Raw genomic sequence first — 24,326 nt, 5'->3', positions numbered from 1 at the left:
GACGGAATGCAGCAGCGCGCCGCGCCCGGGTTTAGAATGGCCTGTTGCCAGTTGAACGGGGCCGGCCCCTGCCGGACCGCATTGCCATGACAAACGCCGCCTCCGCCACTTCCCGACCCCGCAAGCTTTGGCCCATCGCCGTAGTCGTCGTAGTCCTCGCCGCGCTGGGCTGGTTCGGCTACCGCGCGCTGTCGCCATCGAGCCAGGTGCCCGCCACCACCTTCACGCTGCTCTCGGGCGAGAAAGTCAGCACGGGCGACCTCAAGGGCAAGGTCTACCTGATCAATTTCTGGGCCACGAGTTGCGCCACCTGCGTCAAGGAAATGCCGGACATGGTCCGCACCTATGAGCAGTACAAGGGCAAGGGGCTGGAATTCGTAGCCGTGGCCATGAACTACGATCCCCCGATGTACGTGATGAACTACGCCAAGACGCGCGGCCTGCCGTTCAAGGTCGCGATGGACTCGGACGGCGCCGCGTCCAAGGCCTTCGGCAATGTGCAGCTCACGCCCACCACCTTCGTCGTGGACAGGGACGGCCGCATCCTCAAGCGCTATGTCGGCGAGCCTGAATGGGACGCACTGCACAAGCTGCTCGACGGCGCGCTAGCCAAGGCGGCCTGACGAATTTTCCGGCAACGGCTGCAAAACGGGGATAAAAGGTGCTCATCGGGCACCTTTTTTGTTGGGCTGGTGCCGCGCCCGCTGCGACTGGCTTGCGCCCGGGGCCTGTATGGATATACAGTTTGCGCCAGTCTTCCTACCCGCCCTGACGGCGGCCACACCCGAACCGCCCGTGTCACTGGATCTTGCCCCTCTCGCGGAATTGCCTTCCGCCCTTGCCGAACATGCCACACCGGACGCTGACGTCCCCGCCTACCTGGCGCGGCTCAATCCGGAACAGCGGACGGCGGTCGAGCACACCAGCGAAGGTCCGCTGCTGATCATCGCGGGTGCGGGCTCGGGCAAGACCAATACGCTCGCCCATCGTGTCGCGCACCTGGTGCTCAAGGGCGCCGATCCGCGCCGCATCCTGCTCCTGACGTTTTCACGCCGCGCGGCGGCGGAAATGGGCCGGCGCGTGGAGCGCATCGTCGACCAGGCGCTCGGCATCAGTACCGGCGCCGGCCGGGCCGCGCTGCAGTGGTCGGGCACCTTCCACGCGATCGGCGCACGGCTGCTGCGCGAATACGCGGAAACGCTGGGCTTATCGCCGGCCTTCACCATCTGCGACCGGGGCGACTCCGCCGACCTGATGCACGTGGTGCGGCATGACCTGGGCCTGTCCGAGCAGGCCAGCCGCTTCCCGAAAAAGGAAACCTGCCTGTCGATCTATTCGCGCGTGGTCAACACGCAGGCGCCGCTTGAAGACGTGCTCAAGCGCTGGTTCCCGCGCTACACCATGTGGATCGATGCGCTGCGCGCGCTGTTCGCGGGCTATGTCGAAGCCAAGCAGAAGCAGCAGGTGCTCGACTATGACGACCTGCTGCTGTACTGGGCGCAGGCACTGACCGAGCCCGCCATCGCACAGGACATGGGTGCGCGCTTCGACCATGTGCTGGTCGACGAATACCAGGACACCAACGCGCTGCAGGCGTCGATCCTGCTGGCGCTGCGGCCCGATGGCCACGGCCTCACGGTGGTCGGCGACGACGCGCAGTCGATCTACGCGTTCCGTGGCGCCACCGTGCGCAATATCCTCGATTTCCCCGCGCAGTTCGCGCCGCCCGCGCGGCAGGTCACGCTGTCGCAGAACTACCGTTCGACGCAGCCGATCCTGCAAGCCGCCAACGCGGTGATCGGGCTTGCGTCCGAGCGTTACACCAAGGATCTATGGTCCGAGCGCACCTCGGCCGAGAAGCCGGGCGTGGTCGTGGTCAACGATGAAGCCGACCAGGCCCGCTTCGTGGTCGAGCGCGTGCTGGAGCGGCGCGAGGCAGGCCTGGCGCTGATGGCGCAGGCGGTGCTGTTCCGCGCGGCCGACCACAGCGCGCAACTGGAGATCGAACTGGCCCGGCGCAATATCCCGTTCGTGAAATTCGGCGGCCTCAAGTTCCTCGAATCCACGCACGTGAAGGACGCGATGGCCGTGGTGCGCTGGCTGCAGAATCCGCTCGACCGCATCGCGGGTTTCCGCACGCTGCAGTTGCTGCCCGGCATCGGGCCCAAGACTGCCGCGCGCGTGCTCGACGCACTGGCGGTGGCCACCGAGCCGCTGTTCGCACTGGAATCGTTCGAGGCGCCGCCCGCCGCCGCGCCAGCCTGGAGCGACCTGCTGGCGCTGGCGCGCACGCTGCTCGGACCGGCCTCGCCGTGGCCGTCGGAGTTCGAGCAGGTCATCGCCTGGTACCAGCCGCACCTGGAGCGCATCCACGACGATGCCGCCGCGCGCATGGCGGACTTGCAGCAGCTGGAGCGCATTGCCGCGACCTATGCCTCGCGCGAGCGCTTCCTGACGGAACTGACGCTGGACCCGCCCAGTGCATCGAGCGATGAATCGGGCGTGCCGCTTCGCGACGAGGATTTCCTGATCCTGTCGACGATCCACTCGGCCAAGGGCCAGGAGTGGAAGGCGGTGTACGTGCTCAATGCCGTGGACGGCTGCATGCCGTCGGACCTCGCGACGGGCACGACAGAAGAGATCGAAGAGGAAAGGCGGCTGCTGTACGTGGCGATGACGCGCGCCAAGGACCATCTGGATGTCGTGGTGCCGCAGCGTTTTTATGTGCACCAGCAGCCGGGGTTCGGCGATCGCCATGTCTATGCGTCACGCACGCGTTTCCTGCCGAACCGGGTGATGCCGAATTTCTACAGCCGGTCCTGGCCGCCTCCGCCGATGCCGGGAGAAACGACGTCGAAGGCAACGCTGGCGCCGGTGGATCTGGCCAGCAGGATGCGGAATATGTGGCGGTGAGCCGCGGACGCTGACTCGCCTCAGCAAACCCGCCGGTTTGCTCCCTCCTTCCACGCAGTGGGACAGGGGAGAAACACCGCGGTCGATGGAACGCCGCAGTCAATTCCCCTTACGCAACCTTCTCCAGCAACAAACCCTTCAGATACTCCCCTTCCGGGAAGGCCGACAGCATCGGATGATCCGTGCCCGCCGACAACCGGCGCAGGATGCGCGCATCGGCACGCGCATCGGTCACCGCGCCGGCCACGATCTTCTGGAACAGCTCCATGCTGATCGCACCCGAGCACGAGTACGTGAACAGCAGCCCGCCCGGACGCAGCAGCTGCGTGCCGACGAGGTTGATTTCCTTGTATGCGCGCGCGGCACGATCGATATGCTGCGCCGACGGCGCGAACTTCGGCGGGTCGAGGACGATCAGGTCGAACTGGCGGCCTTCCGCGCGGAATTCGCGCAGCGTCTTGAACACGTCGGCATCGAGCCACGTCGCACGGTTCTCGTCGAAGCCATTGAGCGCAACATTGCCCGCGGCAATCTTCAGCGCCTCGCCCGAGGAATCGATCGAAGTCACCGATGTGGCGCCGCCGCGCAGCGCCACCAGCGAAAAACCACCGGTGTAGCAGAAGCAGTTCAGCACCTCGCGCCCGGCGGCGAGGTCGCCGACCAGCTTGCGGTTGTCGCGCTGGTCGACATAGAAGCCGGTCTTGTGGCCGTTGCGCACGTCAACGTAGTAGCGCACGCCATGCTCGGTCACCGACAGCGCCGGATCGGGCTCGGCGCCGGCCAGCACGCCGGTCACCAGTTCCAGCCCCTCGCGCTGGCGCACGGCGGCGTCGGAGCGCTCGTACACGTTGGGGCATCCGGTCTCCTTGACCAGCGCCTGCACGATGGCGGTCTTCCAGTGTTCCACGCCGGCGGAATTGAACTGGCACACCAGTTGGCCATTCGCGCCGTTGCCGTAGTAATCGACGATCAGGCCCGGCAGGCGGTCGGATTCGCCGAAGATCAGGCGCACCGCATCGCTGTCCTTCACCCACTGGCGGCGATAGGCGATCGCCGCGGCCACGCGGCGCTTGAACAGCGCGTGGTCGACCGGCTCGTTCTCGTCGAAGGTCCACGCGCGCGCGCGGATCTGCGATTCGGGGCTGTAGGCGGCCTTGGCCAGGAAACGGCCATCGGCGGCGCGCACGATGACGGTCGCGCCCGGTTCGCAGCGGCCTTCCGTGGTGGCGATGCCCGTGGCGTAGATCCACGGATGGCGGCGCAGCAGGGACTTTTCCTTGCCGGGCTTGAGGGTGATGGTGTTCATGTTGGTATGGAAATACAGCAGAGTCCGGGGCGTCAAAACCGCGGATATGCAAGCCGAGGGCACCCCTCTCCCGCCTGCGGGAGAGGGGTGGGGGAGAGGGCGGGAGCGTCAACGAAGTGACGGGCGTCGATATCGCCAGCGCCTGCCCTCTCCCCCGGCCCCTCTCCCGCGAGCGGGAGAGGGGGAAAACAAACGGTGTTCTGAGGGTCGATGCCTTACAGCACCACCTTCACCATCGGATGCGCCGTCAGCGCGCGATATAGATCGTCAAGCTGTTCGCGGCTGGTGACCCACACCGTGACCGTCAGGCCCAGATAGTTGCCCTTGCTCGACGGACGCATTTCCATCTTCCCGGCGTGAAAGCCCGGGTCGAACTCCTGCACCAGCGTCACGATGGCTTCGGCAAAGCCGTCCTGCATCGCACCCATCACCTTGATGGGAAAATCACTGGGGTACTCGATCAGCGACTGCTCGGGCGGGATATCGCCAGGCTTGCCGCCGCCATGGTTGTCGGTTGCCATTTCAGTTTCTCCAGCAACCCGGCGCGCGCATGGCGTGCCGGGCCGCTCCATCACATTACTTGCGCTTGAACCACAGGCGGATGGTGTCCCACAAGCGGCCGAAGAAGCCTGCCTCGGGCACTTCTTCCAGCGCCACCACGGGGAACTCCGCCACCTTGGTGGTGCCATCCATCAGCTTCACCGTGCCCACCTGCTGGCCCGCGGCGATCGGGGCGATCATCAGTTCCTGGCGCTCGAGCACCGGCTTCAGGCGACCGCCCGTGCCCTTGGGCACGGTGACGAAGGTCTCGTTCTGCACGCCGATCTTGACCGTGCCGGCCTTGCCCTTGTAGATGTCGGGCGTGGCCAGCACCTGGCCCTTGTCGTACAGGCGCAGCGTGTCGAAGAACTGGAAGCCGTAGTTCAGGATCTTCAGGCTTTCCTGCGTGCGGATCTGCTCGGTGGCCGTGCCGATCACGATCGACACCAGGCGGCGCGAGCCATTCGGCACGTTGGCCAGCGGGCGCTGGGCCGACGAGATCAGGCAGTAGCCGGCGGACTTGGTATGGCCGGTCTTCAGGCCGTCCACGGTCGGGTCGATGTACAGCAGGCGGTTGCGGTTGGGCTGCCTGATCTTGTTATAGGTGAACTCCTTCTGCGAGTACATTCCGTAGTACTCGGGGAAGTCCTTGATCAGGCGCGTGGACAGCGTGGCCAGGTCCACGGCCGTGGTGTAGTGGTTCGGATCGGGCACGCCATCGGTGTTGGTGAAGTGCGTGCCCTTCATGCCCATGCGCTGGGCTTCGCGGTTCATCATCGCGACGAAGCCTTCCTCCGAGCCGCCCACGGCTTCGGCCAGCGCCAGCGAGGCGTCGTTGCCGGACTGCACGATCAGGCCCATCAGCAGGTCGTTCACGCTGACCGGCTTGCCGGCTTCGATGAACATGCGCGATTCATCGCTTTTGACCTTGCGCACGATCTCGGTCGGCGTAATGGTCTGGTCCAGCGTCAGGCGCTTTTCCTTGAGCGCCTCGAACACCAGGTAGGCGGTCATCAGCTTGGTGAGCGAAGCGGGCTCGATGCGCAGATCGGCATTCTGCGACGCCAGGGCCTGGCCGCTGGTCACGTCGTACAGCATCCAGGACTTGGCCGCCACCTGCGGCATCGGCACACCCTGTGCCAGCACGGCGGCGGGCGCGGCGGCCAGCGTGACGGCCGCGACGAGCGCGGCGGGGGCAAAGACGGACGCAAGGCGCGGCGTGGCTCTGTTCAGCATGTTTCAGTTTCCGACAAGATAAGTTTCGCGAAGAACGGTTGCGGGCGCCGGCATGGCACCCGGGACGGCGTGCCGACTGGCCTCACCGGTCCCACGCATTGACGACGAGCTGCTTGATCAGGTGCAGCTTGCGGTGAAAGAAATGATCGGCGCCGGGGATGACAATGACCGGCAGCTCCTGCGGGCGGGCCCAGTCGAACACGCTTTGCAGCGGCACGGTGTCGTCCTGCTCGCCATGGATGACGATGGTATCGGCCGGCACTTCGGCCACCTCCCAGCGGCTCGCGGCGGTACCGACCAGCGCCAGGCGCTGCGCGGGCGTGCCGGCATCGGCCAGGCGCTTCGCGACGTGCGTGGTCACGAAGCTGCCGAACGAGAAGCCGCCCATGGCAAGCGGCAGCGTGGCGGCATCGGGCGACCACGCGGTCTGTTCGCGCATCCACGCGACCACGGCCAGCAGGTCGTCCTGCTCGCCCACGCCGTTGTCATGCACGCCGGCGCTGTTGCCGACGCCGCGGAAGTTCGGGCGCACCGTGGCGTAGCCCAGCTGCACGAAGCAGCGCGCCAGGGTCTGCGCCACCTTGTTGTCCTTGGTGCCGCCGAACAGTGGATGCGGGTGCGCCACCAGCGCCAGGCCGCGCGGCGCCGCTTGCGGCAGGTCGACCGAGAGGTCGATCGCGCCGGCCGGGCCGGCGATGGTCAGTACCTGGGTATGCGCGTTCATGATGGCAATGGACGATGCAAAGCAACTGGGGGCAATGGAAACGCTGCCGCTACGCTCGCGCTGGAGCGGCACTGCTACGGGAACAACCGGAAAACCTGGGGACATCCTCGACACCGGCGCTGCCGCGCCGGCAGGCGTCGCCGTCAGTGGTCCACCATCAGCCGAGTTACCGGCTCGCCGTGCAGCAGATGGCTGTCGATGATCTCGTCGATATCGTGCTCGTCGACGTAGGTGTACCAGACGGCCTCGGGGTAGACCACCAGCACCGGTCCAAGTTCACACCGGTTCAGGCAGCCGGCCTTGTTGATGCGCACGCGGCCTTCCCCGCCGGCGATGCCCAGCTCCTTGCAGCGCTTCTTGGCGTATTCCTGCATGGCCTTGGCGTTGTGCTGGGCGCAGCAGTTCTCGCCGTCCTCGCGCTGGTTGAGGCAGAAAAAAACGTGGTGCTGGTAGTAGCTGCTCATGCGTGCTGGGGGAAAGGCGAAAAACGCGGTGGCACCGGCTCGGGTCCGACGCGTCCGGCATTGATGGAAGCTCGGAATTATACGGTGTGTCGGCGGCCGGACTAAGGCAATCCGGCGCTCCATCGGCATCGCCGGCACGCCCCGCGCGCAAACCGGGCCGCGGATGTGCCATATCGGGCACCCCACGCATCGCCACCGTTCCGGATCCCCGGAGCCGGCGATTCCGGAATTCCGGAATTCCGGAGTGCCGGACCCTGCGCGCGATGCCACGCCTCGTTTCAAATCAATGACTTAGCGTCTTTCCACACGCTGGCATATCGATTGCAATTCCTGAATCCGAGACGCGCTGCATTCCGTGACGGCGTGCGCCCGCCACGCCGGTGGGTATGGTCAAAAAACCGAGGACGACATCATGAGGAAACCCTTCTACAAGATCCTGTACGTGCAGGTGCTGTTCGCCATCTTCGTCGGCATCCTGCTGGGCCATTTCTGGCCCGACACAGGCGTGGCCATGAAGCCGCTGGGCGATGGCTTCATCAAGCTGATCAAGATGATCATCGGCCCGATCATCTTCTGTACCGTGGTGACCGGCATTGCCGGCATGAGCGACATGAAGAAGGTCGGCCGCGTCGGCGGCAAGGCGCTGCTGTACTTCGAGATCGTCTCGACCTTCGCGCTGCTGATCGGCCTGGGCGCCGCGCACCTGCTCAAGCCGGGCGTGGGCTTCAACATCGACCCGTCGACGCTCGACACCGCGTCGATCGCCCAGTATGTGTCCAAGGCGCACGGCCAGAGCACGGTCGAGTTCCTGATGCACATCATCCCGGAAACGGTCTTCAGCGCGTTCGCCAACGGCGACATCCTGCAGATCCTGCTGGTCTCGCTGTTCTTCGGCGCGGCCCTGGCGGCCATTGGCGAGCGCGCGCGTATCGTCGTGCAGCTGATCGACCAGGTGTCGAAGGTGTTCTTCCACATCGTGCACGTCATCACCAAGGTGGCCCCGATCGGCGCGTTCGGCGCGATGGCCTTCACCATCGGCAAGTACGGCCTGGGCTCGCTTGTGCCCCTGCTCAAGCTGATCGGCACGTTCTACTTCACGGCCATCGTTTTCGTGGTGTTCGTGCTTGGCACGATCGCGCGCCTGACCGGCTTCAACATCCTGCGCTTCATCTCGTTCATCAAGGAAGAGCTGCTGATCGTGCTCGGTACCAGTTCGTCTGAAGCCGCGCTGCCGCACCTGATGGAAAAGCTGGAGAAGCTGGGCTGCTCCAAGTCCGTGGTGGGCCTGGTGGTTCCGACCGGCTACTCGTTCAACCTGGACGGCACCAACATCTACATGACCATGGCGGTGATCTTCATCGCGCAGGCCACCGGCATCGAACTGACGCTGATGCAGCAGCTCACCATCCTGGGCGTCGCAATGCTCACGTCCAAGGGTGCCAGCGGCGTGACCGGCGCGGGCTTCATCACGCTGGCGGCGACGCTGGCGGTGGTACCCACCATTCCGGTGGCCGGCATGGTGCTGATCCTCGGCATCGACCGCTTCATGAGCGAGTGCCGCGCGCTGACCAACATCATCGGCAATGGCGTGGCCACCGTGGTGGTCTCGGCCTGGGAGCGCGAGCTTGACCGCGCCAAGCTGCGCCGTGCGCTGAAGCAGAGCACCGACGATGAGGCAGAACTCGCCGACGCCGGCCAGAACGTCTGAGGCCGCGCGCGGTGCTGGCCGGCCCGGTGGGCCGGCCGCGCCGCAGCGGGTATCATCGGCGCGACAGCCTCCGCGCGCGCCGATGCCCCATTCCGACGACTTCCTCGCCGTACATGACCCCGCCGCCATCCAGGCGGCGCACGAGCCCGGCAGCGAGAACCGCCGCTGGTGGGGCTTTGCCGTGGCGCTGGGCGCCGGCCTGGTGCTGCTGTGCGCACTGACCTGGCTGGTATCGGTGCAGCGCGGCCTGGCGGCCTTGCAGGAGTCCACGGCCACGCGCGCCGACCGCTACGCCGCCACGCTCGAAAGCACGCTCGACCGCTACGAATTCCTGCCCGCGCTGGTATCGCTGCACCCGTTCGTGCGCGGCCTGCTGCAGGCCCCCGGCGACCCGGCCCGCGTGGCCGCCGCCAACCACTACCTGGCCGAAGCTAACCGGCGCTCGCACGCCTCGGCCACCTACGTGATCGCCACCAACGGCATCGCGCTGGCCGCCAGCAACGCCGGCGAGCCCGGCAGCTTCGTCGGCACCGACTATCGCTTCCGCCCCTATTTCCAGATTGCCGCACGCGGCGAGATGGGACGCTTCTACGCCATCGGCATCACCAGCGACGAACCTGGCTACTACATCGCCCAGCCCGTGGAGTCGGGCGGCAAGGTGATCGGCGTGACCGTGGTCAAGCTCAACCTGGAGTGGTTCCAGCGCGCCGGCGGCGGCAGCGCCGAGCCGCTCATGGTCAGCGACGCCCACGGGGTGATCTTCCTGTCTTCCGTGCCGGGCTGGCAGTACCGCACGCTGGGCCCGCTGCCCCCCGAACTGCACGAAGAACTCGGCAAGACGCGCCAGTACCACGACCGCGACGTGACGCCGCTGCCGCTGGAGCCGCTGACCTCGCCGGTGACGGCGTGGCTGGCCGCCACCGCGCTGGACCCGGGCGCGCGCCTGGTGCGCGTGCGGGCCAACGACACCAATCCGGACGGCACCGAGCGTGCCGACCGCTACCTCGAACTCGGCCGCAAGGTGGGTCCGGCGAACTGGACCATGCAGGTGATGGCGCCGCTCGACCCCGTGCTGGCCAATGCGCGCAACGCCACCGTGGCCGCGGCGTTGGCCTATGCCTGCATCTGCCTGCTGCTGGTCAACTGGCGCCAGCGCCGCCAGCGCGCGCGCGACATGCAGTACAGCCGCCGCCTGCTCGAAGCTGCCTATGACGAGCTGGAGCGGCGCGTGGAGGCGCGCACCGCCGACCTGATGGCCATCAACGAGAAGCTCGAGGAAGAAGTCGCCGAGCGCACCCGCGCCGAGGGCGAATTGCGCGCGGCGCAGGATGAACTCGTGCAGGCCAGCAAGCTGGCCGCGCTCGGGCAGATGGCCGCGGGCATCACGCATGAGCTGAACCAGCCGCTGGCCGCGCTGCGCACGTTCTCGGACAACACGCGCGTGCTGCTGGAGCGCGGGCAGCTCGGCGCGGCCGAAGGCAACCTCTCGGCGATTGCCGACCTGACCGAACGCATGGGCAAGATCACCGGCCAGCTGAAGCTGTTTGCCGGCAAGGCGCGGCCGCCGCGCCGCTCGGTGCTGGTGCGGGCCGCGCTCGAACACGTGCTGGCCCTGCTGGCGCCGCGGCTGTCCGCCGTGGCCTTGCATGTGGACGGCCTGGACGCGCTGCCCGGCATCGCCGTGCGCGCCGACGAACTCAAGCTCGAGCAGGTGCTGCTCAACCTGATCGGCAACGCGCTCGACGCCATCGCTAGCGCCGCGCCCGTGCAAGGCCGCATCGACGTGTCCGTGCGCGCCGAGGCGGGCGCCGTGACGATCGAGGTGCGTGACAATGGCACCGGCATCCGGCCCGAAGACCTGCCGCGCCTGTTCGAGCCGTTCTTCACGACCAAGGAAACCGGCCAGGGGCTGGGCCTGGGCCTGGCCATCACGTCATCGATCGTGCGCGAATTCGGCGGACAGCTGAGCGCCGCCAATGCCGATGGCGGCGGCGCGGTATTCACCATCGTGCTGACGCGCGCCCGGGCGGAAGCCGGCGCGCCGGTCAGCCAGACACATTGAGGCCCCCGATGCAAGACGGTTTGCGCGTCCTGTTCGTCGAAGATGAACCACTGGTGCGCCAGGCCACGGCACAGAGCCTGGAGCTGGCCGGGTTCTCCGTGCTGGCGCTGCCCTCGGCCGAGGCTGCCCTGCCCCACCTGAGCGCCGACTTCCCCGGTGTGCTGGTCACCGACGTGCGCCTGCCCGGTGCGAGCGGGCTGGACCTGTTGCACCATTGCCGCAACGCCGCGCCCGGCATCCCGGTGATCCTGGTGACCGGGCACGGCGACATCACCATGGCCGTGCAGGCGATGCGCGAAGGCGCCTATGACTTCATCGAAAAGCCCTTTGGTGCCGACCGCCTGACCGACACGGTGCGGCGCGCCATTGAACGGCGCGGCCTTGAGCTGGAAAACCAGGCCTTGCGGCGGGAGCTGGCTGGCTCCGCCGCCGGCACGCGCATCATCGGCCGCTCGCATGCGATCGACCAGGTGCGTGGGCTGGTGGCCAACGTCGCGGCCACCGACGTGCCGGTGATGATCAATGGCGAGACCGGCACCGGCAAGGAGCTGGTGGCGCGCAGCCTGCATGCGCTGTCCAACCGCGCCGACGGGCCTTTCATCGCGCTCAACTGCGGCGCGGTGCCGGAGTCGATCTTCGAAAGCGAGATGTTCGGCCACGAAGCCGGCGCGTTCACTGGAGCCGGCAAGCGGCGCATCGGCAAGCTCGAGCACGCCTCTGGCGGCACACTGTTCCTTGATGAGATCGAAAGCATGCCGCTGGCGCTGCAGGTCAAGCTGCTGCGCGTCTTGCAGGAAGGGATGCTGGAACGGCTCGGGTCCAACGCATCGGTGAAGATCGACGTGCGCATCGTGGCGGCCGCCAAGGGCGACATGGATGCGCTGGTTGCACAGGGCGTGTTCCGGCAGGACCTGTACTACCGCCTCAACGTGGTCACCATTGCGCTGCCGCCGCTGCGCGAGCGGCGCGAGGACATCGTGCCGCTGTTCGAGCATTTCATGCTGATTTCGGCGGTGCGGTACCAGCGGCCTGCGCCGATCCTGTCCGAGTCGCAGCGCCAGGCCCTGGCGCAGCGCCCGTGGCCCGGCAATGTGCGCGAGCTGCGCAATGCCGCGGATCGGCTGGTACTGGGCGTGCCTGAAGGCGGGCAGGCCGGCGCGGCGGCGGCACCCGACGAAACCGCGCCGCTGCGCGAACGGATGGAGCATTTCGAGCGCGCCGTAATTGCCGATGCGCTGGCGCGCACCGGCGGCGCCGTCAGCCAGGCGGCCGACCTGCTGCAGGTGGGAAAAGCGACCTTGTATGACAAGATCAAGCGCTATGGGTTATAGGCGCTTCATTTCGCCTTAGGCAATGCGTGCCCCAGAGTTTTCACTACGCTGCCATGGCAACGTCACAATCGACGACTATATTTCGTGTGCGGTTGCGGCATTGGCAGGTGCCCTGGCTGCTTGCTTCTTTTATCAGTCTTCGTGGTAATTGGTGCCCCGCTTGTGCGGGGCGTTTTTTTTGGCTCTTCGCTGAATTGCAGGGACATAGCTCTTGGGAAGCGCCGCTGTTTCGCCGGCGTAGCCGGCGACTTACTTTCTTGTCCAAGCGACAAGAAAGTAAGCAAAGAAGCGCGTTTACTTGTCCTAGCGGACGAATATTGATCGTAGTGTGCGAAGAATTTCGTACGGGTATGAACTTCAGAGACTGCCCGGCTGCCTGCCGCGGGGAGCGCGTCCGAATGCAGGCTCTCACACAATGATTGAACGAGCCCCGAAACTGTCCGTGGCCCGATACTGCCCGCGATATCGCATCATCGCCTTCGGCTGCTGCGCGGCTCAGTAGTCGGCAGGCGGGACGACATCGACGGCGCGGATTCTGGAGCTTCCGTTTCTTCTCTTCCCTTCCCTTGGTTTTTCAGTGAGTGCGCGCAGCTCAGCCGTAGGCGTCCTACCGATGGCGTGGTTAGGATAAGCCACCAAGTAATCCGGGCTCGCTCATCTGAGGTGTCTGTCCTGATCGTCATTGCCCCCCCGGCCAATGTGACAGGCTCCGACGATTCCCCCAATTGGCGTAGATTGACGCTTCTAGCCTCCCCAATTCGAAACTCCCTATAATCGAACGACCGTTCATTTCAGGGTGCCACCCGGCGCCCTCACGTGGTTCAGGAGACTCCATGCCCGCCGCCCGACAACTGCCTCAGGTACTGCAAAACCTGGCTCTTCCCGTCATCGCCTCGCCGATGTTCATCGTCAGTTATCCGGAACTGGTGCTGGCGCAGTGCAAGGCCGGCATCGTCGGCTCGTTCCCGGCGCTGAATGCCCGCCCGGCGGAACTGCTCGACGAATGGCTGACGCAGATGCAGGAAGAGCTGGCCAGTTTCCAGGCGGCCAATCCCGGCAAGCCGGTCGGCCCGATCGCCGTGAACCAGATCGTGCATGCATCGAACGCACGGCTCGAACACGACATCAAGGTCTGCGTGGACCATAAGGTGCCTATCTTCATCACCTCGCTGCGTGCGCCGATGAAGGAGATGATCGATGCCGTGCACAGCTACGGCGGCATCGTGCTGCACGACGTCATCAGCCTGCGCCATGCCGAAAAGGCGCTGGAAGCCGGCGTGGACGGCCTGATCCTGGTAGCCGCCGGCGCCGGCGGACATGCCGGCATGCTGTCGCCGTTCGCGCTGGTCGGCGAAGTCCGCAAGATTTTCGACGGTCCGATCGCACTGTCGGGTTCGATCGCCACCGGCGATGCGGTGCTGGCCGCCCAGGCCATGGGCGCCGACTTCGCCTACGTGGGCACGCGCTTCATCGCCTCGCAGGAAGCGCACGCGAACGAGTCGTACAAGCAGTCGATCACCGGCTCGGCCGCCGCCGACATCATCTACACCAACCTGTTCACCGGCGTGCACGGCAACTACATCCGCGAGAGCATCGTAGGGGCCGGCCTCGACCCGGAGAACCTGCCCGTGGCCGACAAGAGCAAGATGGATTTTTCCAGCGGCAGCTCCAAGGCCAAGGCCTGGAAGGACATCTGGGGCGCCGGCCAGGGCGTGGGCCAGATCCACGATATCCCGCCCGCCGGCGAGATCATCGCGCGCATGAAGGCGGAGTACGACGCGGCCAAGGCGCGTCTCGGTATTGCGCGCTAAGCACGCCAAGCCCGCTTGCCTCCTTTGACGTCCCTGCACCGCGACACTTCGAAGCCTGCCGTCACGGCCGGACTAAGCCGGCGGCAGCGGCTGCTGCGCGCGATGTGGGTGACATTGGGGGCGATCAGTCTCTTGCTTGGCATCATCGGCATCTTCTTGCCGGTGCTGCCGACCACGCCGTTCGTGCTGCTCGCCGCAGGCTGCTTCGCGCGCGGCTCCGAACGCTTCCACGGCTGGCTGCTCGAACATCCGCGCTTCGGCCCCCTGGTCAGCGACTGGCAGCGCCACCACAGCATTCCGCTGCGCGCCAAGTGCCTGGCCTTGGTGATGATGTGGTCGTCGATGGGTGCGACGGCCTGGTTGATGCGCGAACGGCCGCTGGCGTCCGCCGCGCTGATTGCATGTGCTGCGGCGGTGAGTATTTGGATGCTGCGCCTGCCGACCCGGCCACAGGGTGGGCACGATAGCTAACGGTCGTTCAATTGGCTGCATGCCGGGGCGCGTAGGGCCGCACAGGGTGATGCTATTACGAGCGCCGGCCCTCACCCCGGCCCCTCTTCCGCGAGCGGGAGGGGAGCAAACCGTCGGTCAATTGGATTGCACTGGTTAATCGTAACGACGCGCGTCCTCGATCACCCTGCCGTCCTGCGGCAACGATCCCGACGGCACGAAGGCCACTTCGCCGCGCAGCCGCATCACTTCACGCAGCGACTCCGCCACGGCCAGGCGCAAGCCCTCGTCGCCGTGCGCGGCATCGCAATGCAGCGTCATCACGTCGGCGCCCATGGTGCCGGTCACGACGAGCCGCGCGGCGCGGATCTCCGGATGGCGGCGCAGTACATCGGCCACCTGCCCCGGATGCACGAACATGCCCTTGACCTTGGTGGTCTGGTCCGCACGGCCAAGCCAGCCCTTGAGGCGGATATTGGTGCGCCCGCACGGACTGGCACGGCGCGAGGAATCCGTGACGACGGCCGACAGGTCGCCGGTGCCGAAGCGGATCAGCGGATAGTCGCCGTTGCCGAGCACCGTGACCACCACCTCGCCCGTCTCGCCCTCCGGCATCGGCCGCGTGCCCCCCGGCTCGACGATCTCGACCAGCACGCCCTCGTCCACCACCCAGCCATCGCCGCCTTCGGTCTCATAGGCGATCAGGCCGACATCGGCCGTGCCATACATCTGCCGCACGCGGATCCCGCGCTCCTGGAACCAGCCGCGCAGCGAAGGCGGCAGCGCCTCGCCCGAGACCAGCGCCTTGGTCAGGCTGTGGCACGGCGCCCCCATTTCCTCGCCGCGTTCGAGCAGCAGTTTGAGGAACGACGGCGTGCCCGCGTAGGCGGAAGGCTGCAGGCTCGCCAGCGCCTGGACCTGCGACTCGGTTTGGCCGACACCCGCGGGGAACACGCAACAGCCCAGCTTGTGCGCGCCGGTTTCCATCATCATGCCGGCGGGCGTGAAGTGGTAGGAGAAGGTGTTGTAGACCAGCTCGCCCGAGCGGAATCCCGCTGCGAACATGGCGCGCGCGATGCGCCACCAGTCGGCGCCGTGGCCGTCCGGTTCGTGGATCGGGCCCGGTGACTGGAAGATGTGGCGCAGGCCGCCGACTGGCGTGGCATTGAGCCCGCCCAGCGGTGGCATGGCCTTCTGCCGTGCGCTCAAGTCCGATTTGCGCGTCACCGGCAACGCGGCCAGTGCGTCGCGCGAGGTCAGCGCGGACGGATCTACATCGCGCAGCGTTTCGGTGAAGTAAGGCGCGTGCGCTTTGGCATGGGCGATCTGGCGCGAGAGCGCGGCGAGCAGCGCCTGCTCGCGAACTTCCGGCGCGCGCGTTTCCAGCGAATCGAAGTATTCGGGCATGGTTAATTACGACGAATAAGGTCGTTGAATAGGCAGCGTGTTGCTCTTCCCTCTCCCGCTGAGGGGGAGGGGAAACCATCGGCGTGCGTTACGCCAGCCAGCGCTTTCTTCGCCGGTAGCTCTTTACGTCCCGGAACGACTTGCGCTGCGCGCCGTCGGCATCATTGGCGGCCACGCCGAGGTAGAACTCCTTGACGTCCTCGTTGGTGCGCAGCGACTCGGCGTCGCCATCCATCACCACGCGGCCGTTCTCGAGGATGTAGCCATAGTCGGCATAGCGCAGCGCCACCATGGTGTTCTGCTCGGCCAGCAGGAAGCTGACCTTCTCGCGCGTGTTCAGATCCCGCACGATCTCGAAGATCTCTTCGACGATCTGCGGCGCCAGGCCCATCGACGGTTCGTCGAGCAGGATCATCGCGGGCTTGGCCATCATGGCCCGGCCGATCGCACACATCTGCTGCTCGCCGCCCGAGGTGTAGCCGGCCTGCGACTTGCGGCGCGTCTTCAGGCGCGGGAAGTAGTTGTAGATCTTCTCCAGCTCGTCGCGCGTCTCGCCGCGCGACAGGCCGCGCGTGTAGGCGCCGGTCAGCAGGTTTTCCTCGATGGTGAGGTGGGCAAAGCAGTGCCGGCCCTCCATCACCTGGATCACGCCGCGCCGGACGAGATCGTTCGGCGTGAGCTGGTCGACGCGGTCGCCGCGGTATTCGACCGAGCCCTTGGTGACATCGCCACGCTCCGCGTGCAGCAGATTGGAGATGGCCTTGAGCGTGGTGGTCTTGCCCGCGCCGTTGGCCCCCAGCAGGGCGACGATCTTGCCCTCCGGCACTTCGAGCGACACGCCCTTGAGCACCAGGATCACGTGATCGTAGATGACTTCGATGTTGTTGACGCAGAGAAGGGTCATGGTACGGCTCGTATTGGTGTTGCGATAACTCCGGGCTTCGCGTTCGACCCGGTTGTCTCGCCTCCCCCTCAGGGAAAGGCGAGACAACCGTCAGGACGCGTTCAGCATCACGACTTCATGCACCCCGGCGTGATTCCCTTCTCCTTCGCGTACTGCGCCGCGGTCGCCTTGAACAGCGGGTGGATCAGGTTCTTGTTGCCTTCGATCCAGTCGGACACCACGACCCACTTGGTGCCGTCCCACTGCTGGATCTTCACCTTGCCCGAGCCCTCGTGGTTGTCGCAGCTGGTCTTGATTTCCGGCAGCAGGCCGGTCGCGCCAAGCTGCTGCAGGCGCGCGTTGGTCAGGTTCAGGTTCTCGAAGGCCCAGCGCATCTGGTCGCCGGTCATCGGCTTGCCCTTGCCGAACTTCGCCTGCGCCACGCGGATGGCTTCCACGGTCACCACGGCCGCAGAAACGCCGCGGTTGTAGAGCACCGAGCCAACCTTGTTCTTGTCCTGCATATTGCCCTTGCCCGCGCCGTAGACCACCTTGTCGATGTCGGCGATCAGCGGCACGCCGCGGCCCGCCACGTTCCAGGTGGCGCTCATATAGCCTTTCGCGGCTTCGCCGGCCGGCACGGTGTCCTCTTCCGAGCCTGCCCACCACGAGCCGATCATCTTGTCACGCGAGAAGCCCACCTTCTGCGCGGCCTTCAGCGCGGTCTGGTTCATCACGCCCCAGCCCCAGAAGATCACGTAGTCGGGGTTTTCCTGGCGGATCTTCAGCCACTGCGCGCCCTGCTCGTTGCCCGGGTGCGCTACCGGTATCTCGACCAGGTTGAACTTGCCGAGCTTCGCTTCCGCCTGCAGCGCCACAATCGGCTCCTTGCCATAGGCCGAGTCGTGGTACAGGTAGACGATCTTCTTGCCGGCGAGCGAGCCGCCATTCTTGGTCGCCAGGTATTTCACGATGGCCGAGACCTGCATCTGGTAGGTCGTCACCAGCGGGAAGGCATAGGGGAACACCGAGCCATCGACCGCATCGGTGCGGCCGTAGCCCATCATCACCAGCGGCACCTTGTCGGCGGCGGTCTTGTCGACCAGCGCGTACGAGATGCCCGTCGACATCGAGTGATACGCGGTCCCCCTGGTGGTGGCGTTCTTCGCCTTCAGGCGTTCATAGCACTCCACGCCCTTGGCGTTGTTGTACTCGGTCTCGCACTCTTCCCAGCTCAGCTTGACGCCATTGACGCCACCATCCTTCAGGTTGACGTAGTTCAGGTAGTCGACGAAGCCGCCATACCAGGACTGCCCATTGGCGCCATACGGGCCCACGCGGTAGCTTGGCAGTGCCACGAACTGTTCGTTGGTCTGCGCCAGTGCCGTTGCGGCCGGCACCATCAGCGCCGCTGCGGCGCTCGCGGCCAGCACGGCACGCCGCACATTGCGAATCAGGGTTGTCATGACAGTCTCCTTCACCTTGGCAGGTGCGTTTGTTATGGGGTACCCGTTTGATCGAAAGCTACGTCGGAAAGCGATTGATGCGATTAATGCGGGAACGGCCACAGCCTCAGCTTCTCCTTGGCGATCTGCCACAGCCGCGCAAGGCCGTGCGGCTCGACGATCAGGAAGAAGATGATGAGCCCGCCGAACACCATCAGCTGGATGTGCGATACCGTGGCATTCGTGAACGGCAGGTGCAGCAGCGACGCCAGCGGCGGCAGTACGTTGTCCAGGAAGATCGGCAGCAGCAGGATGAACGCCGCGCCCAGGAACGAGCCCAGGATGCTGCCCACCCCGCCAATGATGATCATGAACAGCACGCGGAACGACAGGTCCAGCGAAAAGCCGTCGGGCTCCACCGACCCCAGGTAGCAGAACGCGTACAGCGCGCCGGCCACGCCGCAGTAGAACGAGCTGACGGCAAAGGCCAGCAGCTTGGTGCGCATCAGCGGAATGCCGATCACCTCGGCCGCCACGTCCATGTCGCGCACCGACATCCACGCGCGGCCCGTGGCCGAGCGCACCAGGTTCTTGGCGATGAACGCCAGCACCGTGACGATGGCCAGCACGAACAGGTACTTCTTCACCGGCGTGTCGATGGCCATGCCGAACAGGTCCAGCCGCTGCGCGGTAATCACGCCCGACGAACTGTTGTTGGAGAACCAGGGGAACTTGGTCAGCGCCCACACCACGAAGAACTGCGCGGCGAGCGTAGCCACCGCCAGGTAGAAGCCCTTGATGCGCAGCGACGGCAGGCCGAACGCCACACCGACCAGTGCCGCGGACAGGCCCGCAAGGATGAACGTCAGCAGCACCGGCAGGCCTTCCACGCGCAGCTGGAAGTTGTAGGCCGCGTAAGCACCCACCGCCATGAACGCCGCCGTGCCCAGCGACAACTGCCCGGCATAGCCGGTGAGGATGTTCAGGCCGAGCGCCGCGAGCGCGAAGATCAGGAACGGGATCAGGATGGCCGAGAACCAGTATTCCGAGCCAATGAACGGAATCACCAGGAAGGCCATCGCCATCAGCACGGCAAAGCCGATGCGGTCCTGGCGGATGGGGAAGATCTGGCTGTCGGCGACGTAGCTCGTCTTGAACTGGCCGGCTTCACGATAGAACATGGAAAGTCTCCTGGAGCGAAGTCGGTTCAGACGCGGTCGATATGCTTCTCGCCGAACAGGCCTTCGGGCCTGACCAGCAGGAACAGCAGCGCGAACACATACGGGAACCAGCCCTCGATGCCACCGAAGTTGCCGCCGAACGCCGACTGGAACACGGGCGGGATGTAGATCTCGGCGAGCTTCTCCGAGGCACCGATGATCAGGCCGCCGACAATGGCGCCCGGCACCGAGGTAAAGCCGCCGAGGATCAGCACCGGCAACGCCTTCAGCGCCGTCAGCGTCAGCGCGAACTGCACGCCATTGCGCGAGCCCCACAGCATGCCGGCCACCAGCGCGACAAAGCCCGCCACGCCCCACACGATGGCCCAGATGTGCTGCAGCGGAATGCCCAGCGACAGCGCGGCCTGGTGGTCGTCGGCCACCGCGCGCAGCGCGCGGCCCACCTTGGTGTACTGGAAGAACAGCGCAAGCGAGCCGACCAGCACGCCGGCAATCGCCGCCGCCGCGATGTCGAACTTGGAAAGGACGATGTTGAAGTTGGTCAGGATCGACTCGATTGGCTCGTCGACGATGCCCAGGTTGATCGGGCGCACTTCGTTGCCGAACAGCAGCGGCCCCAGGCCTTCCAGGAAGAACGACAGGCCGATGGTGGCCATGAACAGCGTGATGGGCGGCTGGTTGACCAGCTTGCGCAGCACGAAGCGCTCGGTGCTCATGCCGACAATGATCATCACGACAAAGGCGCCGATCACGGCGGCCCACATCGGCAGACCCTTGTCCATCAGGCCGACCACGGCCAGCGCGGCGAAGTAGACCATCGCGCCCTGCGCGAAGTTGAACACGCCCGAGGCCTTGTAGATCAGCACGAAGCCCAGCGCTACCAGCGAGTACATCAGGCCCGACAGCAGGCCGCCGAGCAGGATTTCAATGAAGAACGTCATGGCTGCGTTCCGGTGGAATCGGTTGAATGGAGAGCCGTTCGCGGGCTCAGTGCGACGTGCCCAGGTAGGCCTTGATCACATCCGGATTAGCCTTCACCTCATCCGGTGTCCCGTCGCCGATCTTCTTGCCATAGTCCAGCACCACCACGCGGTCCGAGATATCCATCACCACGCCCATGTCGTGCTCGATCAGCACGATGGTGGTGCCGAACTGCCGGTTCACGTCCAGGATGAAGCGGCACATGTCCTGCTTCTCTTCCACGTTCATGCCGGCCATCGGTTCATCGAGCAGCAGCATCGACGGCTCGGCCGCGAGCGCGCGCGCCAGCTCCACCCGCTTCTGCAGGCCGTAGGGAAGGCGCCCCACCGGGGTCTTGCGGATCGACTGGATCTCCAGGAAGTCGATCACCTCCTCGACCTTCTGCCGGTGCCGCATCTCTTCATTGCGCGCGGGCCCCCACCAAAGTGCATGCGCGAGGATGCCGGTGCGGAACTGCGTGTTGCGGCCGGTCATGATGTTGTCGAGCACCGTCATGCCCTTGAACAGCGCGATGTTCTGGAACGTGCGCGCAATACCCTGGCGCGCCGCGTCGGTCGGATGCATCTGGCGGCGCTCTTCGCCGCGGAACACGATGCGACCCTGCTGCGGGTGGTACACGCCGTTGATCACGTTCAGCATCGAACTCTTGCCCGCGCCGTTGGGGCCGATGATGGCGCGGATCTCGTGCTCGCACACATCGAACGAGATATCGGTCAGCGCCTTCACGCCGCCGAACGACAGCGAGATATGCTGCAGGTCCAGGATCACCTCGCCACCGGTACGCGCTTGCTCATGTGTCTGCTGCGAACGCTGCACGCCGGCTTGCAGGCCGATGTCGGCCAGCGGCGCGCCGGGCGCCATCGGGCCGGCCGGCGCGATGGCGCCGCCGCCGGGGATGGCGCCCGATGCATCCGTGCGCGCCATGCCGTTCCATTCCGGTTGTCCGCCGCGCTGCCCTGCGCTCGCGCGGTCCGATCCTTGCCAGGCCACTTGCGTCATGCTCTTGCTCCCCTGCTCACGCCGCGCGTGCCGACGGCGGCAGGCGTTTGGCATCCACCAGCTTCAGCGTGGCCGACACGCTGCCCTCGCGCCCGTCCTCGAACTTCACGCGCGTCTCGATGAACTGCTCGCTCTTGCCGGCGTACAGCCCTTCGATCAGCACCGCGTATTTCTCGGCGATAAAGCCGCGCCGCACCTTGCGCGTGCGGGTCAGCTCGTCGTCGTCCGGGTCCAGTTCCTTGTGCAGGATCAGGAAGCGAGAGATCTGCGACCCGGCCAGCATGGCATCGCTGGCCAGGTCGGCATTCACCTGGTCCACGCATTCGCCGATCATCGCGATCACATCCGGCTGGGCAGCCAGGTCGACGTAGCCGGCATACGGCAGGTGGCGGCGCTCGGCCCAGTTGCCCACCGCATCGAAGTCGATATTGATGAATGCGCAGACCTGGTCGCGGCCAGTGCCGAAGGCCACCGCTTCCTTGATGTACGGGAAGAACTTCAGCTTGTTCTCGATGTACTTGGGCGCGAACATCGAGCCATCGGCCAGCTTTCCCACATCCTTGGCGCGGTCGATGATCTTGAGGTGCCCGTCGGCATCGATTACACCGGCGTCGCCGGTCATGAAATAGCCCTCGTCGTTGATGGCCTCGCGCGTGGCGTCGTCGCGCTTGTAGTAGGACTTGAGCAGGCCCACGCCGCGCACCAGCACCTCGCCGTTGTCGGCGATGCGGATTTCCATGCCCGGTGCCGCCGGGCCGACGGAATCGAACTTGACCTGCCCGTCCGGCTGCAGGCAGACATAGGCGCAGGTTTCGGTCTGGCCATAGAACTGCTTGAGGTTTACGCCGATCGAGCGGTAGAAGCGGAACAGGTCGGGGCCGATCGCCTCGCCCGCGGTATAGCCGACGCGGATGCGGCTCATGCCGAGCACATTGCGCAGCGGACCGTAGACCAGAAACTCGCCGGCGGCATAGCGCATGCGGTCGGCCAGTCCGACGGGCTTGCCGTCGAGGATGTCGGCACCACAGCGGCGCGCGACATCCATGGCCCAGTGGAACAGCTTGCGCTTGATCCAGCCCGCGTCTTCCATGCGGATCATCACTTGCGTGAGCAGGCCTTCATAGATGCGCGGCGGTGCGAAGTAATAGGTCGGCCCGATCTCGCGCAGGTCCGTCATGACGGTCTCGCGCGATTCCGGACAGTTCACGGTGAAGCCCGCCACCATGGCCTGTGCGTAAGAGAAGAGGTTGTCGCCGACCCATGCCATCGGCAGGTAGGACAGTACGTCGTCCTTCTCCGTGAGGCCGTCGAAGCCGCAGCCGTTCTGCGCCGAGCCGATCAGGCCGCGATGCGCGTGGCACACGCCCTTGGGCTTGCCGGTAGTGCCGGACGTATAGAGAATGATCGCCGTATCTTCGGGCTCGCCTGCGGCAATCGCCTCATCGTAGAAGCCCGGATGTGCCTGGTCATATTCGCGGCCGATTTCCTGCAGGCGCGCGTACGACATCAGCGAAGGATGATCGTAGTCGCGCAGCCCGCGCGGGTCTTCGTAGATGACGTGGCGCACGCTGCGGCCAGAGGCAGCCAGTTGCTCTTCGACTTCGAGCAGCTTGTCCACCTGCTCCTGGTCTTCGACGATGGCGAAGTCGATCTCCGCATCGTTGAGGACGTACACCATTTCATTGGCAATGGCGTCCTGGTACAGCGGCACCGGCACGCCTCCCAGCGCCTGGGCTGCGGTCATGGCCCAGTACAGACGCGGACGGTTGTCGCCCACCACCGCCAGGTTCATGCCGCGCGTGAAGCCCAGTGCCGCGAGGCCGCATGCCAGCGCGCGGACTTCGTGCGCGGCCTGTGCCCAGCTGTATGTCTGCCAGATGCCGAGATCCTTTTCGCGATACGCCGGATGCGCAGGCCGTTGCCGGGCGTGCTCCAGCAGCAATCGCGGAAAGGTCGTCGCCGACGATTCCTGCATTGCTGTCTCCTGTCCCTCCGTCGTGGGGATCCACGCGCGGTGTCAAGCGCCGGTCCGGGTCGTTATACTTGGCCTGTTTTGCCCGGCGGCCATCATGCCGCAGCGCATCAAGCCCGTCGTGCCTTGTGTTGTGGCACTTGCCGGCTCCGTAGTGATCGTAAGATAGCCGATGCCTTTCCCCCCGGTTGTCACGCCGGTGACAATTCCGGGTTAATCCCTACAGGACCTTTCCAGGCCATGCTGAACGATTTCGTCGACCGCTGCGTATGGGCCGCGGACCTCAGTCCGGAGCAGCGCGAACGCGTGCGCCGCGCGATGTTCGTGCGCGAGTACACGCAAGGCGACTACGTCTGCCACAAGGGTGAAATCGCCGAGCACTGGCTCGGCGTGCTCGAGGGCATCGTCAAGATCACTACCGTGTCGCCATCAGGAAAGTCGGTCACCTTCACCGGCGTGCCGACCGGCGGCTGGTTTGGCGAAGGCGCGGTGCTCAAGTCGGAGATCCGCAAGTACGACGTGATGGCACTGCGCCGCTCGTCCATCGCCTTCCTGCCGCGCGAGACTTTTCAGTGGCTGCTGGATACCAGCCTGCCGTTCACGCGCTTTCTGCTCACACAGTTCAACGAGCGGCTTGGCCAGTTCATCGCCGCGGTGGAATACGAGCGCCTGCTCGACATCGACTCGCGCGTGGCGCGCGCGGTGTCGTCGCTGTTCAATGAACATCTTTATCCGGGCATCGGCACCACGCTTGAGATCTCGCAGGAAGAGATCGGCCTGCTCGCCGGCATTTCACGCCAGCGCGCCAACCAGGCGCTCAAGGTGCTCGAACAGCAGGGCCTGGTGCGCGTGGATTACGGCGTGATCGAAGTGCTCGACCTGGACGGGCTGCGCCAGTACGGCGAGTGACGGC

The 24,326-nt window shown here is 65.7% G+C and carries 20 protein-coding genes; 8 read left to right on the top strand and 12 right to left on the bottom strand.

The genetic code is table 11. The annotated features are described in order from the left end of the window. Positions 1-86: 86 nt before the first annotated feature. Both ACIGJC_RS01525 and ACIGJC_RS01520 read left to right on the top strand, forming a co-directional pair. The gene (locus ACIGJC_RS01525; RefSeq protein ID WP_483710278.1) at positions 87-623 is read left to right on the top strand and encodes a TlpA disulfide reductase family protein; all 537 of its coding nucleotides are present in this window, start codon (positions 87-89) and stop codon (positions 621-623) included. A gap of 172 nt (positions 624-795) precedes the next feature. After that, positions 796-2,913 (top strand): ATP-dependent helicase, encoded by a 2,118-nt coding sequence (locus ACIGJC_RS01520; RefSeq protein WP_483710277.1) that lies wholly within the window; start codon positions 796-798, stop codon positions 2,911-2,913. Between the two features lie 109 nt (positions 2,914-3,022). On the opposite strand, the gene ACIGJC_RS01515 is transcribed toward ACIGJC_RS01520, so the two are convergent. The 5 genes from ACIGJC_RS01515 to ACIGJC_RS01495 all read right to left on the bottom strand — a co-directional run bounded on the left by ACIGJC_RS01515 (position 3,023) and on the right by ACIGJC_RS01495 (position 7,183). Then, positions 3,023-4,219: a class I SAM-dependent rRNA methyltransferase gene (locus tag ACIGJC_RS01515; protein WP_483710276.1), complete on the bottom strand. Its 1,197-nt coding sequence runs from the start codon at positions 4,217-4,219 to the stop codon at positions 3,023-3,025. Between the two features lie 215 nt (positions 4,220-4,434). After that, positions 4,435-4,740 (bottom strand): YbeD family protein, encoded by a 306-nt coding sequence (locus tag ACIGJC_RS01510; RefSeq protein WP_483710275.1) that lies wholly within the window; start codon positions 4,738-4,740, stop codon positions 4,435-4,437. Between the two features lie 55 nt (positions 4,741-4,795). Continuing rightward, positions 4,796-5,995, bottom strand: a complete 1,200-nt coding sequence (locus ACIGJC_RS01505; RefSeq protein ID WP_483710274.1) for a D-alanyl-D-alanine carboxypeptidase family protein — start codon at positions 5,993-5,995, stop codon at positions 4,796-4,798. 82 nt (positions 5,996-6,077) lie between these two features. After that, positions 6,078-6,719 (bottom strand): alpha/beta hydrolase, encoded by a 642-nt coding sequence (locus tag ACIGJC_RS01500; RefSeq protein WP_483710273.1) that lies wholly within the window; start codon positions 6,717-6,719, stop codon positions 6,078-6,080. Positions 6,720-6,862: 143 nt separating this feature from the next. Then, positions 6,863-7,183: a (2Fe-2S) ferredoxin domain-containing protein gene (locus ACIGJC_RS01495; protein ID WP_483710272.1), complete on the bottom strand. Its 321-nt coding sequence runs from the start codon at positions 7,181-7,183 to the stop codon at positions 6,863-6,865. Positions 7,184-7,595: 412 nt separating this feature from the next. Between ACIGJC_RS01495 and ACIGJC_RS01490 the strand changes: the two genes are divergently transcribed. The 5 genes from ACIGJC_RS01490 (at position 7,596) to ACIGJC_RS01470 (ending at position 14,566) form a co-directional block, all read left to right on the top strand. Then, positions 7,596-8,891, top strand: coding sequence for a dicarboxylate/amino acid:cation symporter (locus tag ACIGJC_RS01490; protein ID WP_483710271.1), 1,296 nt, complete (start codon positions 7,596-7,598; stop codon positions 8,889-8,891). An 82-nt stretch (positions 8,892-8,973) separates the two neighbouring features. After that, positions 8,974-10,953 (top strand): sensor histidine kinase, encoded by a 1,980-nt coding sequence (locus ACIGJC_RS01485; protein ID WP_483710270.1) that lies wholly within the window; start codon positions 8,974-8,976, stop codon positions 10,951-10,953. An 8-nt stretch (positions 10,954-10,961) separates the two neighbouring features. Beyond that, on the top strand, positions 10,962-12,284 hold the full coding sequence (locus tag ACIGJC_RS01480; RefSeq protein ID WP_483710269.1) for a sigma-54-dependent transcriptional regulator: 1,323 nt from the start codon (positions 10,962-10,964) through the stop codon (positions 12,282-12,284). Between the two features lie 833 nt (positions 12,285-13,117). Next, on the top strand, positions 13,118-14,095 hold the full coding sequence (locus ACIGJC_RS01475) for an NAD(P)H-dependent flavin oxidoreductase (RefSeq protein WP_483710268.1): 978 nt from the start codon (positions 13,118-13,120) through the stop codon (positions 14,093-14,095). A gap of 102 nt (positions 14,096-14,197) precedes the next feature. After that, positions 14,198-14,566, top strand: a complete 369-nt coding sequence (locus tag ACIGJC_RS01470) for a YbaN family protein (RefSeq protein ID WP_483711441.1) — start codon at positions 14,198-14,200, stop codon at positions 14,564-14,566. A gap of 135 nt (positions 14,567-14,701) precedes the next feature. On the opposite strand, the gene ACIGJC_RS01465 is transcribed toward ACIGJC_RS01470, so the two are convergent. The 7 genes from ACIGJC_RS01465 to ACIGJC_RS01435 all read right to left on the bottom strand — a co-directional run bounded on the left by ACIGJC_RS01465 (position 14,702) and on the right by ACIGJC_RS01435 (position 23,416). After that, complete coding sequence (locus ACIGJC_RS01465) at positions 14,702-15,952, bottom strand: phenylacetate--CoA ligase family protein (protein ID WP_483710267.1); 1,251 nt, start codon at positions 15,950-15,952, stop codon at positions 14,702-14,704. 88 nt (positions 15,953-16,040) lie between these two features. After that, positions 16,041-16,856: an ABC transporter ATP-binding protein gene (locus ACIGJC_RS01460; protein ID WP_483710266.1), complete on the bottom strand. Its 816-nt coding sequence runs from the start codon at positions 16,854-16,856 to the stop codon at positions 16,041-16,043. Between the two features lie 107 nt (positions 16,857-16,963). Continuing rightward, positions 16,964-18,301: an ABC transporter substrate-binding protein gene (locus tag ACIGJC_RS01455; protein ID WP_483710265.1), complete on the bottom strand. Its 1,338-nt coding sequence runs from the start codon at positions 18,299-18,301 to the stop codon at positions 16,964-16,966. A gap of 83 nt (positions 18,302-18,384) precedes the next feature. Further along, positions 18,385-19,461: a branched-chain amino acid ABC transporter permease gene (locus ACIGJC_RS01450; protein ID WP_483710264.1), complete on the bottom strand. Its 1,077-nt coding sequence runs from the start codon at positions 19,459-19,461 to the stop codon at positions 18,385-18,387. A gap of 26 nt (positions 19,462-19,487) precedes the next feature. After that, positions 19,488-20,402, bottom strand: a complete 915-nt coding sequence (locus ACIGJC_RS01445) for a branched-chain amino acid ABC transporter permease (protein WP_483710263.1) — start codon at positions 20,400-20,402, stop codon at positions 19,488-19,490. Between the two features lie 46 nt (positions 20,403-20,448). Further along, entirely contained in the window at positions 20,449-21,441 is a 993-nt protein-coding gene (locus ACIGJC_RS01440; RefSeq protein ID WP_483710262.1) for an ABC transporter ATP-binding protein, read from the bottom strand. A gap of 16 nt (positions 21,442-21,457) precedes the next feature. After that, positions 21,458-23,416 carry an AMP-dependent synthetase/ligase gene (locus tag ACIGJC_RS01435; protein ID WP_483710261.1) on the bottom strand — a complete coding sequence of 653 codons (1,959 nt, stop codon included), beginning with the start codon at positions 23,414-23,416 and terminating at the stop codon, positions 21,458-21,460. A 237-nt stretch (positions 23,417-23,653) separates the two neighbouring features. Here ACIGJC_RS01435 and ACIGJC_RS01430 point away from each other — a divergent pair, with 237 nt between their 5' ends. Further along, positions 23,654-24,322, top strand: a complete 669-nt coding sequence (locus tag ACIGJC_RS01430) for a Crp/Fnr family transcriptional regulator (RefSeq protein WP_483710260.1) — start codon at positions 23,654-23,656, stop codon at positions 24,320-24,322. Positions 24,323-24,326: the final 4 nt, after the last annotated feature.

The sequence above is a fragment of the Cupriavidus sp. C3SS-1 genome (assembly GCF_057073755.1).
Note: the sequence above shows the minus strand (reverse complement) of the source record. Positions and strands in the feature narration are given on the sequence as shown.